At 49.0% G+C, this 15810-nt stretch carries 17 protein-coding genes and 1 tRNA gene; 11 read left to right on the top strand and 7 right to left on the bottom strand.

What is annotated here, in order from left to right; translation table 11 throughout:
• Position 1: 1 nt before the first annotated feature.
• The 6 genes from trpB to JNC77_RS01285 form a co-directional block, all read right to left on the bottom strand.
• Positions 2-1210 carry a tryptophan synthase subunit beta gene (trpB, locus tag JNC77_RS01310; protein ID WP_374828920.1) on the bottom strand — a complete coding sequence of 403 codons (1209 nt, stop codon included), beginning with the start codon at positions 1208-1210 and terminating at the stop codon, positions 2-4.
• A 32-nt stretch (positions 1211-1242) separates the two neighbouring features.
• Positions 1243-1914 (bottom strand): phosphoribosylanthranilate isomerase, encoded by a 672-nt coding sequence (locus JNC77_RS01305; protein ID WP_374828919.1) that lies wholly within the window; start codon positions 1912-1914, stop codon positions 1243-1245.
• 82 nt (positions 1915-1996) lie between these two features.
• A complete protein-coding gene (locus JNC77_RS01300) occupies positions 1997-2623 on the bottom strand; it encodes a YdcF family protein (protein ID WP_374828918.1) in 627 nt (208 codons plus the stop codon).
• Positions 2620-3381, bottom strand: coding sequence for a M48 family metallopeptidase (locus tag JNC77_RS01295; RefSeq protein ID WP_374828917.1), 762 nt, complete (start codon positions 3379-3381; stop codon positions 2620-2622). Before JNC77_RS01295 ends, JNC77_RS01300 begins: the two co-directional genes overlap by 4 nt.
• A gap of 168 nt (positions 3382-3549) precedes the next feature.
• Positions 3550-3975, bottom strand: a complete 426-nt coding sequence (locus JNC77_RS01290) for a DUF2852 domain-containing protein (protein WP_374828916.1) — start codon at positions 3973-3975, stop codon at positions 3550-3552.
• A 200-nt stretch (positions 3976-4175) separates the two neighbouring features.
• Positions 4176-5108 carry a helix-turn-helix domain-containing protein gene (locus JNC77_RS01285; protein WP_374828915.1) on the bottom strand — a complete coding sequence of 311 codons (933 nt, stop codon included), beginning with the start codon at positions 5106-5108 and terminating at the stop codon, positions 4176-4178.
• 691 nt (positions 5109-5799) lie between these two features.
• On the opposite strand from JNC77_RS01285, the gene JNC77_RS01280 reads away from it, so the two are divergent.
• From JNC77_RS01280 to JNC77_RS01255, 6 genes are all read left to right on the top strand, one after another.
• Complete coding sequence (locus JNC77_RS01280) at positions 5800-6657, top strand: metal ABC transporter substrate-binding protein (RefSeq protein WP_374830396.1); 858 nt, start codon at positions 5800-5802, stop codon at positions 6655-6657.
• Positions 6654-7559, top strand: a complete 906-nt coding sequence (locus JNC77_RS01275) for a manganese/iron ABC transporter ATP-binding protein (protein ID WP_374828914.1) — start codon at positions 6654-6656, stop codon at positions 7557-7559. Before JNC77_RS01280 ends, JNC77_RS01275 begins: the two co-directional genes overlap by 4 nt.
• On the top strand, positions 7559-8428 hold the full coding sequence (locus JNC77_RS01270) for a metal ABC transporter permease (RefSeq protein ID WP_374828913.1): 870 nt from the start codon (positions 7559-7561) through the stop codon (positions 8426-8428). The genes JNC77_RS01275 and JNC77_RS01270 overlap by 1 nt, the downstream gene beginning before the upstream one ends.
• A complete protein-coding gene (locus JNC77_RS01265; protein ID WP_374828912.1) occupies positions 8425-9267 on the top strand; it encodes a metal ABC transporter permease in 843 nt (280 codons plus the stop codon). The genes JNC77_RS01270 and JNC77_RS01265 overlap by 4 nt, the downstream gene beginning before the upstream one ends.
• A 60-nt stretch (positions 9268-9327) precedes the next feature.
• Positions 9328-9894 (top strand): DUF924 family protein, encoded by a 567-nt coding sequence (locus tag JNC77_RS01260; protein ID WP_374828911.1) that lies wholly within the window; start codon positions 9328-9330, stop codon positions 9892-9894.
• Between the two features lie 137 nt (positions 9895-10031).
• Positions 10032-11018: a diaminopimelate dehydrogenase gene (locus JNC77_RS01255; RefSeq protein WP_374828910.1), complete on the top strand. Its 987-nt coding sequence runs from the start codon at positions 10032-10034 to the stop codon at positions 11016-11018.
• 211 nt (positions 11019-11229) lie between these two features.
• Here the strand turns inward: JNC77_RS01255 and JNC77_RS01250 are convergent.
• Positions 11230-11304, bottom strand: a tRNA-Thr gene (locus JNC77_RS01250).
• Between the two features lie 146 nt (positions 11305-11450).
• On the opposite strand from JNC77_RS01250, the gene JNC77_RS01245 reads away from it, so the two are divergent.
• The 5 genes from JNC77_RS01245 (at position 11451) to JNC77_RS01225 (ending at position 15735) form a co-directional block, all read left to right on the top strand.
• Positions 11451-11651: a hypothetical protein gene (locus JNC77_RS01245; protein WP_374828909.1), complete on the top strand. Its 201-nt coding sequence runs from the start codon at positions 11451-11453 to the stop codon at positions 11649-11651.
• Between the two features lie 281 nt (positions 11652-11932).
• Positions 11933-13222: a UDP-N-acetylglucosamine 1-carboxyvinyltransferase gene (gene murA / locus JNC77_RS01240; protein ID WP_374828908.1), complete on the top strand. Its 1290-nt coding sequence runs from the start codon at positions 11933-11935 to the stop codon at positions 13220-13222.
• A 194-nt stretch (positions 13223-13416) separates the two neighbouring features.
• Positions 13417-13875 carry a DUF2948 family protein gene (locus JNC77_RS01235; protein ID WP_374828907.1) on the top strand — a complete coding sequence of 153 codons (459 nt, stop codon included), beginning with the start codon at positions 13417-13419 and terminating at the stop codon, positions 13873-13875.
• An 81-nt stretch (positions 13876-13956) separates the two neighbouring features.
• Positions 13957-15249: a histidinol dehydrogenase gene (hisD, locus tag JNC77_RS01230; protein ID WP_374828906.1), complete on the top strand. Its 1293-nt coding sequence runs from the start codon at positions 13957-13959 to the stop codon at positions 15247-15249.
• Between the two features lie 6 nt (positions 15250-15255).
• On the top strand, positions 15256-15735 hold the full coding sequence (locus JNC77_RS01225) for a UPF0262 family protein (RefSeq protein WP_374828905.1): 480 nt from the start codon (positions 15256-15258) through the stop codon (positions 15733-15735).
• Positions 15736-15810 lie beyond the last annotated feature (75 nt).

Genomic DNA, 15810 nt, shown 5'->3' with positions numbered 1-15810 from the left:
ATCAGATCTCCATGCCCAGAAGAGCGCCAACAGTGTGAACGTCTTTATCGCCACGTCCGGAAATATTAACGATGATAATTTCATCCTTGCCCATTGTTGGTGCCATTTTAATGGCTTGTGCCAGAGCATGAGCCGATTCAAGCGCCGGAATGATGCCTTCCGTACGGGTGGTCACCTGAAATGCATCAAGCGCTTCATCATCCAAAATCGGCACATAATCCACACGGCCTGTATCACGAAGCCATGCGTGTTCCGGGCCAACACCTGGATAATCAAGACCGGCCGAAACCGAATGGCCTTCCAAAATCTGGCCATCTTCATTCTGCAACAAATAGGTGCGGTTTCCGTGCAAAACACCCGGACGACCTTTGTTCATGGAGGCGCAATGTTCATCGCCATCCACACCACGGCCACCAGCTTCAACGCCAACGATTTTAACACTGGCATCATCAAGGAAGGAGTGGAACAGACCAATCGCATTCGAACCACCGCCAACGGCTGCAATAATCAAATCCGGCAAACGGCCTTCTTTTTCCAAAATCTGTTCGCGCGCTTCAATACCGATCACCGATTGGAAATCGCGCACCAATTCCGGATAAGGATGCGGGCCGGCAGCGGTGCCGATCAGATAATAAGTATCTTCCACATTGGTGACCCAGTCACGCAAGGCTTCATTCATTGCGTCTTTCAAAGTGCCGTTGCCAGCCGAAACCGGTTTCACTTCTGCACCCAGCAAATGCATGCGGAACACATTCGGCTTTTGACGTTCAACGTCGGTAGCGCCCATATAAACCGTGCAAGGAAAACCAAAACGCGCAGCCAATGTGGCGGAAGCCACACCGTGCTGACCAGCGCCGGTTTCGGCGATGATGCGGGTTTTGCCCATACGTTTGGCAAGCAAAATCTGCCCCAAGCAATTGTTGATCTTATGGCTGCCAGTATGGTTGAGATCTTCGCGCTTGAAGTAAATTTTAGCGCCGCCCAAATGTTTGGTCAGACCTTCAGCATAATAAAGCTTGGACGGGCGACCGGCATAATTTTCCGACAGGTTTTTCAACTCGGCCTGAAATTCAGGATCATCCTTGGCAGCGGTGTAAGCGTCCTGCAATTCGAGAATGAGCGGCATCAATGTTTCGGCAACAAAACGGCCACCGAAAATGCCAAACATGCCCTCTTCATCAGGACCGGTCTTATAAGAATTAGGTTCCATTGCCTTGCTCAACGCATCCGCTCCACTTGTCTTCAGGCTTTTGATTGTGAGGCAACCATTATTTCAGCCTCACGCACCGCCTTTAAAAATTCTTCAATCAGCCGCACGTCTTTTTCACCGGCGCGTCGCTCAACGCCGGATGAGACATCTACCGCCTGCGCACCTGTTTGTACCAGCGCCTGCGCGATATTGTCTGCATTTAGTCCACCCGAAAGCATGTAATCCACATCGCCGTCAAGCTTTGTCAGCAATTCCCAGTCAAAAGAGACACCATTACCACCGGGTAATTCAGACCCCTTTGGTGGCTTGGCATCAAACAGAAAACGATCTGCGATCCCCTTATAAGGGGTAATTGCCTCAAGATCATCTAAATTACGAATGGCAAAAGCTTTAATCACAGGCAGGCCAAAGCGCGCTTTGAGAGCTTTTACCCGATCAGGTGTTTCCTGTCCGTGCAATTGCAAAATGTCAGGGCGCACATAATTGATGATTTCAGCCAGATAATCATCATCGGCATCAACAGTAACAGCCACCACTTGTGCCCGCCCTTGTGCTGCTACACGCAAGCGGCCAGCCTCTTGCACGCTGATATGACGCGGGCTTTTGGCAAAAAAGATAAAGCCGATATGTGTTGCGCCACCATTGAGCACAGCCGCTACCGCTTCAGGGGTCTTGAGCCCGCAGATTTTAAGATCAAAATTCATGCACGTCACGTTGCATAAATTCACTCAACTGTCGAGCATTTCGTGAATTGTCCCTCAGCAAACAGCAGCTTGCAACGATGTTTCAATGCTTGTCATAACCCTGCGCGATCAAAAACTCATAGGCCTCCAGCACATCCAGCGGCACAGCCTGTGCCACCTGAAAACCTTTGGCCGGATACTCAAGAATACGTGCCAAATCGCCGGTCAGTTCATTAATCAACAATTCCATCGGAACCTGATCGGTTGGCTGTTCTTCAAAAGAGATCAACGGTGCTGTCACCATGACAGAGGCTTCCGGCCAACGGCGTGCGGCCGTTGCACGTACGCGACGCTGCGTTTGCGGCTTTGTGACCATAATAGCACTTAAAGCACCGGGTGCCATCAGTTCCTTGGTGAATAAAATATTCTCGCCAATATTGGTGGCTGCTTTTTCAAGAATAATTGCCTCGTCCGGCACACCTGCTGCCGTCAGAACGTCGGCAAAAGCCTCCGCTTCGCTCGCTGGATAAAGCCCTTGCGTCCAATTGCCGGAATGGCCGGTTAAAACGATCAGTGGTGCTAAACCTTGATTATAAAGCTCCGCCACCCTTTCCGCCACGCGCAAATCATAGCTACCAAAACCGACGATCACATCGGCAGTTTTAAGCGGGTCGTAAATACTATGGAAATCCCAAAGCATTTTTGCAGAAGCGAGAATTTGGTCGTTCATGAAAACTCGATGGCTTGCAATGTTGCGCCGTTACGGGTGAGCCAGTTGCGGCAATTCACGGTATCGGGGCATAGTTCGTGACACAATTTCCAGAAAGCCGGACCATGGTTCATCTCGATGAGATGCGCCACTTCATGTGCGACGAGATAATTAATCACCGACGGCGGCGCCATGCCGATCCGCCACGAAAAAGACAAAACCCCCTTGGAGGTGCAAGATCCCCAACGGCTTTTCGTATCTTTAAAACGAACAGCTGTGGCTTTACGCCCCACAGCAGCTGTATGTTTTGCAACGAGCATTTCAATCTCGCATTTGACTTCCTTTTTCAGGAAATCCGCAATGCGGCGCGATAAATGCTCGGCACTTCCAAAAACGATTAATTGCGGCTGACCGTCTTCTGACTGATGAACATGAGTAATCCCGCGCTTGTCAGGGGTATGCACAATCAGATGATCCACGCCTCGAAAGGGCAACAGACCTCCGGCCTGAACCGTTTCCACAGCCGGAATTTGAGTAATCCTGCTTTCCAGCCAGCCCTGATGGCGTGAAATAAAACGGTCAATCTCGCTGTTTGGCACCTTGGGCGGCACCGTCACCCGAAGCCCTTTTCCACCGGCATCAATGCGAAGCGTAAACCTGCGGGCACGCGGATTTTCAACAATTTTCAATGGCAAAACCCGTCCCGCAACTTCATGAGTGCGAGGGCTTGTATCAACGGAATGTTTCGCAGATGCCGCGCGAAAAAAAGAGAAAGCCATAAAATAACCATAAATGATTCGCGGCAAAACTTCAGCAGCTAAAGCTGTTTTTAAATTTCTCACTCACAAATGCTTGATAAATAATAAAAAGAGCGGCACATCAACTGATATGCCGCCTTTCTATTTTGACAAAAATTCAATATATTAGATGAACTCTACAAGCCATTATCATGCCTGATCGACAGGCAGATCACCCTTATGTGAACGACCTTCCATAAAGCGCTCAAATTCCTGACGATCGCGAGCACGTCGCAGTTCCTTCATGTGCAGTTCGAACTCAGCTTTGGCTTCATCAAGTTTGCGACGCTCCTGTTCCAAACGTGTAAGCTCCTGATCACGCCATTCATCAAAAGCGGCATTGCCACTTGAACGGCAAGCAGAGCCACTATCAAAATTCTTAAAACCTCTGCGGGCAGCATTCATCACATTATCAGTGGTCTCGTTGACATCTTTTTTGAAGCCATCAAGACGATCGCCCCAAATGATATAAGCCAACATAGCTAAACCCAACGGCCAATAGACAATAAAACCAATAACCATCAAAGCAATTGTGGCAGGTGTCCATGCCGGGCGAATTAATGCAGCATTCTTCATGACATACCTCTTAAAATTGACAGCCTGATTTTCCGCTTTTTACATGCTAAGTTTGATCTATCGCAGCAGCTCTGATGAATATGATCGCAAAGAAAAAAGCCGATCCATGAATGGCCGTTTCATTTCGAAAATGGGAAATGAAATATGGCAATTCAAGAACCGGCCCGCATTATTTCATAAGGCACTAATATAATTGAATATTACACTGTCGTTGTACGGTTACGAAACCGCATACGGCGCAATTCGCCCGGCGTAGTGCTACGGTTTTTCTTCAAAGCTGTTGTCATATGACTTTGTGATGAAAAACCAATTTTGTCGGCAATATCAGCCAGACTTTCATCTGTCTCCTGCAAGCGCCGCTCCGCCTCGTTCAAACGCAACATCAACAAATATTGATGTGGTGTTTGGCCAAAACTTTCTCTGAAAGAGGTCAAAAAGTGACCAGGTGAAACACCTAAGAAATTAGCCATCGATGTGACAGAAATTTTCTTACAAAAATTATCGCGTAAGTAATTTTCGATCTGGCGCATGGAATGGTAGCTCAAACCACCCATTTCCTGCCGTTCATAATTGCGACGCAATACCGAATGATTTTGCAACAGCAATGTTACAAATACTGTTTTCAGCGCCTCCAGATAATGCTCAATGACCGGTCCGTTTTTCTGCATTTCCGCCCGCAATAAATGGGCAACTTGCAAACATTTAGCATCAACAAAACGGGCAGGTGCCGGAAAATATTCTTCAGCGGAAAGTGCTTTGTCGCCCTCGCATGCGGCCTGTAATGCCTCGGCATCAAGTTTAACCACCAGATGCTCTTTCTGCACTGACCATGACATTTCCAGCATTGTGTCTGCCGGCACGACCAGAATCGTGCCCGCCGGAGCATTGAACGTTTCATTACGGCCTGTCGCCGTTTTCCAATGCAGATCACGGGTTGCCGACATAATAATAATTGCAGTCAGATCTTCAAAACTGGCAGATCCTGATCCGGCAGGTGTTACAGCATAGGTTAATTTACCATTGGTTGTCGTCAAACAGCGCTCACCGGCAGCGCGCAAAAAATTGCGCTCCTGGCTAAACCGCTTATCAAGAGAACCCGCACTATGAGCTTGATGAATAGTATATATACTCATTAAAATCCCCAATGATTATTAACTTTAATAAATATCAAAAATATATTCGCAGCTTCTTGGCTAAGAAGTTAAAATGAACTTCGCTTTATTGTGAGATCATTTTATGCGGCTCAAGCTTGTTAAAACTTGCTCTCCATAAAACGATTCCACTTACACGCTAGCATGATTATTCACTCAAATGCAATTTATGCGTGTAATAATCGTATATATTTCTATAGAAATTCACTCTATTTAAGTTAACGAAATCCTATGTAAAATCAAAAAATTAAATAAAAACAATACTATAATCTTTTCATTCCTTACTTGAAAAAAATACCACCTGATAGAATCAACCCTTGATTGAATTTATTCAAACTGACTAATGTATAAAATCATCAGCCAAAGAACAAAAACAATTCATCATTTTCAATAAGGTTGAGTTTGGTGTTTTTTGTCTTGAAGAATACATGCATGTCATCTTTTTAAAGACCAAGCGATGCAATTTATTTTTATCCCTTATCCTGCAAGGCATCCTCTTGCACCACCTATATCTTAAAAAAATAAAAAGGCGACAAATTCATCAAGACTCTACTTGCTATTGATTTGCATTTGCCTTAAATGTAATCGCAGTTGCAAATCAATAGCAAGAAAGAATGCCAGCCACATGACTGTTTCAGTGAAAACCAAGATCATCTCTGCGCTTTCTGCTCTTATGGTATCCACACTCGTCAGTGGCTCCGCATGGGCGCAAGAAAAGTTTAAAGCTGTCACAACATTTACTGTGATTGCCGATATTGCCAAAAACGTAGCCGGTGACGCTGCGATTGTTGAATCCATCACCAAGCCAAATGCCGAAATTCATGATTATCAGCCAACCCCTGGCGATATTATCAAAGCACAGGATGCCGATCTGATTTTCTGGAACGGTCTTGGACTGGAATTGTGGTTCGAGAAATTCTTCCAGAACTTGAAAAATGTTCCAAGCGTTGTGGTTTCCGAAGGCGTTGAGCCAATGGGTATTACTGAAGGTCCTTATAACGGCAAGCCAAACCCGCATGCGTGGATGTCGCCAAACGCAGCGCTGATTTATGTCGACAATATCCGCGATGCTTTCATCGAGCATGATCCGGAAAACAAAGACATTTATGCGAAAAACGCTGAAACCTATAAAGATCAGATCAAAGCGACCATTGATCCGATCAGAGCAGAACTTGCTGCCATTCCGGCCGACAAGCGCTGGCTGGTTTCCAGTGAAGGTGCCTTCTCTTATCTGGCACGCGACTTTGACTTGAAAGAACTCTACCTCTGGCCAATCAACGCCGATCAGCAGGGCACACCACAGCAGGTGCGCAAAGTGATCGACGAGGTCAAGAAAAACAACATTACCGTCGTATTCTCCGAAAGCACCATTTCCGACAAGCCTGCCAAGCAGGTCGCGCGTGAAACCGGTGCCAAATATGGCGGCGTACTGTACGTAGATTCACTCAGCGATCCGTCAGGTCCGGTTCCCACCTATATTGACCTCCTGAAAGTGACCTCAGGTACAGTCGCCAAAGGGCTTGCAGAATGAAGCCGCAAACTCTCCCAACTGCAAGCCTGAACACCGCCGCCGGATTATTAAATCCGGTGGCGGCACTTTCAGTCGATAATGCCACCGTTACCTATCGTAACGGTCACACCGCACTTAAAGATGCAACATTCAGCCTGCCTTCCGGCACCATTACCGCCCTTGTCGGTGTCAATGGTTCCGGCAAGTCCACATTGTTCAAAGCCATTATGGGCTTTGTTAATCTGGCGCGCGGCGAGATCTCTGTCTTTGGCGAACCTGTCGCCAAGGCTTTGCGCAAAAACATGGTCGCTTATGTGCCACAGAGCGAAGATGTAGACTGGAACTTCCCTGTTCTGGTTGAGGATGTCGTGATGATGGGACGCTATGGCCATATGGGCATGATGCGCATTCCAAAACGCGTCGACCATGAGGCTGTCAGTGCAGCCCTTGCACGCGTCAACATGACCGAATTCCGCAAACGCCAGATAGGCGAATTGTCGGGCGGCCAGAAAAAACGTGTCTTCTTGGCGCGTGCCCTAGCGCAAGACAGCAAGCTCATTCTGCTCGATGAACCCTTCACCGGTGTTGATATCAAAACCGAAGATCAGATCATCGAATTGCTGCGCTCTCTTCGTGAAGAAGGCCGCATCATGCTGGTTTCAACGCATAATTTGGGCAGTGTGCCGGAGTTCTGTGACCGTACCGTGCTGCTGAAACGCACTGTACTGGCCTATGGTTTCACCGAAGATACCTTCACGCAGAAAAATCTGGAAAAGACCTTTGGCGGCGTCTTGCGCCATCTGGTTCTCAATGAGGCAGATCATGGCGGCGAAAAATCACTCGGCATTATCACCGATGATGAAAGACCGCTGGTCCTGCATGATGACAGACCCGTGCAACAGCCGGTAAAAGGAAAAGCGTAATGAGTGTGCTGCTTGAGCCATTCAGCTACCAATATATGGTCAATGCCATGTGGGTGTCGGCCTTGGTTGGTGGTGTTTGTGCTTTTCTCTCTGCCTATCTGATGCTGAAAGGCTGGTCGCTGATCGGTGACGCGCTTTCGCATTCCATCGTGCCGGGCGTTGCCGGTGCTTATATGCTGGGTCTGCCTTTTTCCATCGGTGCGTTTTTCTCCGGTGGCTTGGCAGCAGCAGCCATGTTGTTTTTGAACCAGCGCACCAAGCTGAAAGAAGATGCGATTATCGGTCTGATTTTCTCATCCTTCTTCGGGCTTGGCCTGTTTATGGTTTCACTCAAACCAACTGCTGTGAGCATCAACACGATTGTTTTGGGGAATATTCTGGCCATAACGCCGGAAGATACATTGCAGCTTGCCATTATCGGTTTCATCTCACTGGCTGTCCTGCTGGTGAAATGGAAAGACCTGATGGTGGTTTTCTTCGATGAAAGCCATGCCCGTTCCATCGGCCTCAATCCGTCACTGTTGAAGATTGTCTTCTTCACATTGCTGGCCGCTTGTACTGTGGCTGCAATGCAGACAGTTGGCGCGTTTCTGGTAATCTGCCTTGTGGTGACACCGGGCGCAACAGCCTATCTTCTTACTGACCGTTTTCCACGTTTGCTGACCATTGCCGTACTGATTGGTTCCATTACCAGTTTTGCTGGTGCCTATGTCAGCTATTTTTTGGACGGCGCAACCGGTGGTATTATCGTTGTCATGCAGACGGCAATCTTCCTGATCGCATTTTTCTTTGCACCAAAGCACGGCATGCTGGCCGCCCGCAGACGCGCGTCTCAAGCCCTGCTCTTGTCAGGAGAGATCGACCAATGATTGACACTCTCTTGATGCCATTTCAGTTCGAATTCATGCGCTATGCATTTATCATAACGCTGCTGATTGCGATTCCTGCCAGTATTTTGTCCTGTTTCATGGTGCTGAAAGGCTGGTCGTTGATGGGCGATGCCATCAGTCATGCCATTTTTCCGGGCGTAGTGATTGCCTATATAATCGGCATTCCTTACGCCATCGGAGCCTTTATAGCAGGCATGTTCTGTGCGATTTCAACTGGTTTCCTCAAAGAAAACAGCCGTATCAAACAAGATACCGTGATGGGTGTCGTCTTTTCCGGAATGTTTGGCTTAGGGCTCGTGCTTTATGTCAAAATTGAAAGCACAGTTCATCTTAATCATATCCTCTTTGGCGACATGTTGGGCGTAAATGTTCAAGACATCATCGAAACTGGTCTGATTGCATTGGGTATAACGGCTATCATGGCCGTGAAATGGCGTGATTTCTTGCTGCATGCTTTCGATGCAGCCCATGCCCGTGCTGTTGGCCTGCCGGTGCGTCTGCTGCATTACGGTTTGTTGTGCATGATCTCACTTACTATTGTCGGTGCTTTGACGGCGGTGGGGATCATTCTGTCAATTGCCTTGCTGATTGCGCCGGGTGCGATTGCGTTCCTGATTACCCGTAAATTCAGCTCCATGCTGATCACTGCTATTGCGGTTGGTTTAAGCACCTCGTTTCTTGGTGTTTACCTGTCGTTTTTCATCGACAGTGCTCCGGCACCAACAATCGTTCTGCTGATGGCAATCTGCTTTATTGCAGCCTTTACCACCGCCACCCGCAGAGCTGCGCGCATTGAGGCGCAACACAGCTCATCTTGAAAGCACTGAAGTAAACATGCAAAGTGAAGGCATAGACATCAAAGAGCGACGGAGATGACCATGCCTTCACTAACCTCCTCGGCACAAAACAATGCGGCACAAGACGTGCTGGATTTCTGGTTCTCGGAAAATGTCGAGAAACATTGGTTTGTCCGCAGCGATGATCTCGATGAAGAAATCAAACAACATTTTTCAGCTCTTTACGAGCAAGCCCATAGTGGCACGCTGGATGTATGGGGCGATGAATTACACTCTGCCCTTGCTCTTACCATTATTCTGGATCAGTTCCCGCGCAATATGTTCCGCGGTTCCGGACGCGCGTTTGAAAGCGACGCCAAAGCCCGCCAGATTGCCAAAGCTGCCATAGAAAAGGGCTTTGACCAACAAGTCAGTGAAAAACAACGGGCGTTTTTCTATCTGCCTTTGATGCATAGCGAAGACTTGAATGACCAGAAAAAGAGCGTCGAACTTTATGAAGCGCTGGGCAATGCCAATTCACTGGATTATGCCCATCAACATCTTGATATTATCGCTCAATTTGGCCGTTTCCCGCATCGCAACGTGGCGTTGAAACGTGAAAACACACCAGAAGAAACCGAGTTTCTCAAAACCCATTCTGGCTTTTAATCCTCTCTTGCCATTTTAAAAACACGGCTCCGCCTTCAGATCAGGAACGGAAATTCTTGATCTGAAGGCGTGATGTGCTATCGGTTTTTTGACTGATAAAAAGCCACCAAAAGCTTAACTCAAAAGGATATATCATTATGGCTGAACTCATCCGGATCGCCATTGCCGGCCACGGAAATCTAGGACGCGGCGTTGAAGCAGCCATCAAGAAAAACCCTGACATGCAATTGACGGGTATCTACACCCGCCGCCCGCTGGCACAGGTGTCGCCGTTGAGCGAAAATGTGCAGGTTTTCAGCATGGATGACCTGAAAACCCATCAGGACAAAATTGACGTTTTGATTTTATGTGGCGGCTCCAAGCAGGACCTACCGGAACAGGGGCCGGAACTGGCAGCGCTCTTCAACACCGTTGACAGTTTCGACACGCATGCACGTATTCCGGAATATTTTGCAGCTGTTGACGCTGCTGCCCTGCCCAACAAAAGAACCGCGCTGATTTCGGCCGGCTGGGATCCTGGCATGTTCTCGATCAATCGCGTGATGAGCGAAGCCCTGCTGCCGGACGGCGAAACCTACACCTTCTGGGGTGACGGTCTTAGCCAAGGGCACTCAGACGCTATCCGTCGCGTGGAAGGCGTTGCAGGCGGCGTACAATATACCCGCCCTGTGCCGGAAGCCATCGAAAAAGTACGCAGCGCCTCGCGCCCTGTGCTCACCACCCGCGAAAAGCACAAGCGTGAATGTTTTGTTGTGCTGAAAGAGGGTTCGGATGCCGACGCTGTTCGGGAAAAAATCGTCACCATGCCGGATTATTTTGCCGATTATGACACAACCGTCAACTTCATCTCAGCTGAAGAACTGGCACACGACCATCAGGCGATGGTGCATGGCGGCTTCGTCATTCGCAGCGGCAACACCTCCGACCAGAATGCACAAGTGGTGGAATATAGCCTCAAGCTCGACAGCAATCCGGAATTTACCGCCAGCGTTCTCGTGACTTATGCGCGTGCGGTATATCGTATGGCACAATCCGGCCAGCATGGTGCCAAAACCGTGTTTGATGTTGCCCCTGGTTTGCTCTCGGTCAAATCAGCCGCGGAATTACGTGCCGAACTGCTCTGATTCTTTTTGAAATGAGTATAAAGAAGCTCCGGTTCAGCCGAACCGGAGTTTTTTGTTGTTAGAATCTAAAAATACCGCGTCAACAGCACAGCTTTCGCCAGCTCATAATTGCTGAAAGAATATGAAAATCACAACTTTACCCGCGAAAATGCTCAAAAGGATGAGCGTGTGCGATGCACCAGTTAGTTCAAATTGTAAAAAGAGGGAAAACTGGTGCTGCGAGGGAGGTTCGAACTCCCGACCTCTCCATTACCAATGGAGTGCTCTACCACTGAGCTACCGCAGCAAACACTTGATTGCGGCGGACTTCTGCCACATAAGAACCAAAACCGCAAGATAGCAATTGTAATTCTTTTTCAGATTGTGGAAATCCGCATTTGCTGGCACGGCAAATAGCCTTTTCCCACTGATCAGTCCAGAGCAAAAATGAACATGAGTGAAGATAAACCATTAACAGAACAGGAAAAACAGCGTTTGGCACAGGAAAAACGCCGTTCCGAACAATTACGGGCTAACCTCCAGCGCCGCAAAGCGCAGGTTCGTGCCCGCAGAGCAGGCGCAGAAGACAGTCGCCAAGAGGGAATCAAAGCCGCATCCACACCGCAAATTCCGGAAAAAGATGAAAAAGCTTGAAGATAATCAGTTGCTTCGCGAATCATATGCCGTTTTCCGTCATGTGGAATGCGAAAAAATAACCTCTTCCTTGATGCGGACAAAAAGCCCGCTTAAGAATCACATCTAAGCGATAAGTCTACTTGGCATCGGCGTTGCGTTTCTGTACCCAGCACATTCAAATTCATCCGTTTCAGAATAATTATCTTAGCCACAAGATGAATGTTTTTCATTAACCGGCGCGTTACCGGTTTGGTGTAGAATAGGTAATTACCCTTCAGCGGCTCATAAGGTTTAACAGCATGGATCGTATTAAAATTATCGGCGGCAATCAGCTTAATGGGGTCATTCCTATTTCCGGCGCCAAAAACGCAGCGCTTCCGTTGATGATTGCGTCACTCATGACCGACGATACGCTGACACTGGAAAATGTGCCGCATCTGGCAGACGTGGAGCAGCTGATCCGCATTCTTGGCAATCATGGCGTTGATTATTCTGTCAATGGTCGCCGTGAGCATCAGGATAACGGCTATTCCCGCACCATCCATTTCACCGCACGCAACATTGTCGACACCACCGCTCCTTATGAGCTGGTATCGAAAATGCGCGCAAGCTTCTGGGTTATTGGCCCGTTGCTGGCACGTATGGGGGAAGCCAATGTGTCGCTGCCTGGCGGTTGCGCCATTGGTACACGTCCGGTTGACTTGCTGCTCGAGTGCCTGATTGCGCTGGGTGCCGAAATCGACATCGACAATGGCTATGCAAAGGCACGCGCACCAAAGGGTCTGATCGGCACCGAATATACCTTTCCGAAAGTGTCAGTCGGTGCCACCCATGTGATGCTGATGGCGGCAGCTTTGGCAAAAGGCGAGACCATTATCCACAATGCGGCGCGCGAGCCGGAGGTGGTCAATCTGGCCGACTGCCTCAATGCCATGGGCGCAAAAATTTCCGGTGCCGGCAACAGCACGATTACAATTCAAGGTGTCACCAACCTGACCGGTGCCCGCGTACGTGTCATTCCTGACCGTATTGAAACCGGCACTTACGCTATGGCTGTTGCCATGACCGGCGGCGATGTTTTGTTAAAAGGCGCACAAGAAGAGCTGTTGAGCGAAGCACTAGATACATTGCGCCAAACAGGTGCAGAAATTACCTCCACGCCGGAAGGTATCCGCGTGGTGCGTAATGGCAACGGCATCAAGCCGGTTGATATTACTACCGAACCTTTCCCGGGCTTTCCAACCGATTTGCAGGCGCAATTCATGGGGCTGATGACCAAAGCGCAAGGCACATCAAAAATCACTGAAACGATTTTTGAAAACCGCTTCATGCATGTGCAAGAACTGGCGCGTCTGGGCGCGAAAATTTCGCTTTCCGGCCAGACCGCAACGGTTGAAGGTGTTGAACGCTTAAAAGGTGCGCCCGTGATGGCAACCGATCTACGCGCATCCGCCTCGCTGGTTATTGCCGGCCTTGCAGCGGAAGGCGAAACCATCATCAACCGCGTTTATCATCTTGATCGCGGCTTTGAACATCTGGAAGAAAAGCTCTCCCGTTGCGGCGCGCAGATTGAACGCATCAGCGGTTAATCAAGCTTTTTAAGCATTAGGTTCTACAAGAACGGGCGGTTTTGAGGCAGATTACACCTCAGACCGCCCTTCTTTTTGGCTTTTTAAGTGCTCACACTACTTTCGCGCTATAAGGATGATTGCAGAACCAAAGAGTTATGTGGCATGACAGAAACAAGCAGGACATAAAGCATCAAGCTCAAGGGTAGAAAATCATGCTGAAATTGATGGCACTCGATCAAGAAGATCTGCAAATCATTTCCGCGCATCTGCAAGATGCCGTGCTTAAAACTGCCGATATTCAATATCTCCACCAAGAAAAGCGGTTTATTCTCACCGTAAACCGTTTCGTTTGGGAAGGCGCACAGTCCGGCTTCAAACTGAAGCTTTTCGGCAAGCGCAGCTTTGAGCGCCGCCGCACAAGTCTGCATTTCAACCGTGTTTTGAGCGTTAAAACCAACGGCATAAATCGCGACAATGAGCAAAGCGTCCTCTCACTGCTCTCGGTCAATTTTATCGAAACAGAAGCACCCCATGGCGTGGTGGAGCTGATTTTCGCTGGCGGCAATGGTGTTAAACCAGCCATTCGTCTTGACGTGGAATGTATTGAGGCGCAAATCACTGATCTGGGTCCTGCATGGGAAACAAATGCCAAGCCAAAACATGGTGTTTAAGACCTGTTGCTGATACTGCTATGCTTGAACTAAAAAGGCTTAAGTATAGTCGCCAATAAGATTTTAAGAAGGAATACCAGCGTGGTTCAAACGCTTCGTCAAAGCAGTCCTGATTTCGAAGAAAAGTTTGCTCAGTTTCTCAACAGCAAGCGTGAAGTTTCCGCCGATGTGGATCGGGTGGTACGCGAAATCGTGGATCATGTGCGTCGTGACGGCGATAAAGCGCTGATTTCCTATTCAAAGACCTTCGACCGTATTGATCTGGAAAAAACCGGCATTGCCGTCACCAGCGAAGAAATCGACGAAGCTTTCAAACTGGCTCCGGCCTCAACCGTTGAAGCATTGAAACTGGCACGCGACCGCATCGAAGCGCATCACGCACGTCAAATGCCGAAAGATGACCGCTACACCGACGCTTTGGGCGTGGAACTCGGCTCGCGCTGGACAGCAATTGAAGCTGTCGGCCTTTATGTGCCGGGCGGTACTGCCAGCTATCCAAGCTCCGTTTTGATGAATGCTTTGCCTGCACGCGTTGCCGGTGTCGAGCGTATCGTCATGGTTGTGCCTTCACCGGATGGTATTTTAAACCCGTTGGTGCTGGTGGCTGCACGCCTTGCCGGTGTATCTGAAATTTACCGTGTCGGCGGAGCGCAGGCCATTGCCGCTCTTGCCTATGGCACAGAAACCATCAAACCGGTTGCCAAGATTGTCGGCCCCGGCAATGCCTATGTGGCAGCCGCCAAGCGCATTGTTTTCGGCACAGTCGGCATTGATATGATTGCAGGCCCCTCCGAAGTGCTGGTCATTGCCGACAGCGACAATAATCCTGACTGGATTGCAGCTGATCTTTTGGCGCAAGCCGAGCATGATACGGCCGCGCAATCGATTCTAATGACCAATGACGAAGCTTTGGCCAAAGCAGTTGAAGACGCCGTCGAGCACCAGTTAAAAACCCTGTCACGCAGCGAAACGGCGGCAGCAAGCTGGCGCGATTATGGCGCCGTCATTCTGGTTGAGGATTTTGACAAAGCGATACCGCTCGCTAACCGTATCGCCGCCGAACATCTGGAAATTGCCACTGCAAATGCTGAAGAACTGGTAGATAAAATCCATAATGCCGGTTCGATCTTCATCGGTAAATATACGCCGGAAGTGATCGGTGACTATGTTGGCGGCTGTAACCACGTCTTGCCGACAGCGCGTTCCGCACGTTTTTCATCCGGTCTTTCCGTGCTTGATTATGTCAAACGCAGTTCTATTCTAAAGCTTGGACCTGAACAGCTGCGCGCTTTAGGCCCTGCAGCTATTGATATCGCCCGTGCTGAAGGCCTTGATGCCCACGCACAATCGGTTGCAATCAGATTGAATCTTTGAGGACACATGACCAGCGGCGGTGAAGCCCGATTGATTGATGTTGAGCTGGATGAGTCCATTGGACGCTCCACGCCTGACATCGAGCATGAGCGCGCCGTCGCTATTTTTGATCTGATTGAAGAAAACAACTTCAGACCGGTGGGTGATGATATTGGCGGTCCTTACAAATTGCGGCTCTCATTGCTTGAAAAACGGCTCATTTTTACCATCTCGCGGGAATGCGGCGAACTTGTTGCCACGCATATTTTGTCGCTCACCCCTTTGCGGCGCGTTGTGCGTGATTATTTTATGATCTGCGAAAGCTATTATGAAGCCATCCGCTCTGCCACTCCCAGCAAAATTGAAGCCATTGATATGGGACGCAGAGGTTTGCACAATGAAGGTTCGCAAACATTACAATCCCGCCTTGAAGGCAAGATTGAAGTTGATTTTATCACAGCGCGCCGGCTGTTCACGCTGGTTTGCGTGCTGCATTGGCGGGGGTAAACTTGCATGATCGCCAGTGAAGTTGTATCAAGCCCCGCAGAAGATGTAGAAAAACCCCTTAAACCGGGTCTGCCC

This window comes from Paenochrobactrum pullorum (genome assembly GCF_041929845.1).
Classification (GTDB): domain Bacteria; phylum Pseudomonadota; class Alphaproteobacteria; order Rhizobiales; family Rhizobiaceae; genus Paenochrobactrum; species Paenochrobactrum pullorum.
This window is presented reverse-complemented; position numbering and strand designations above follow the sequence as displayed.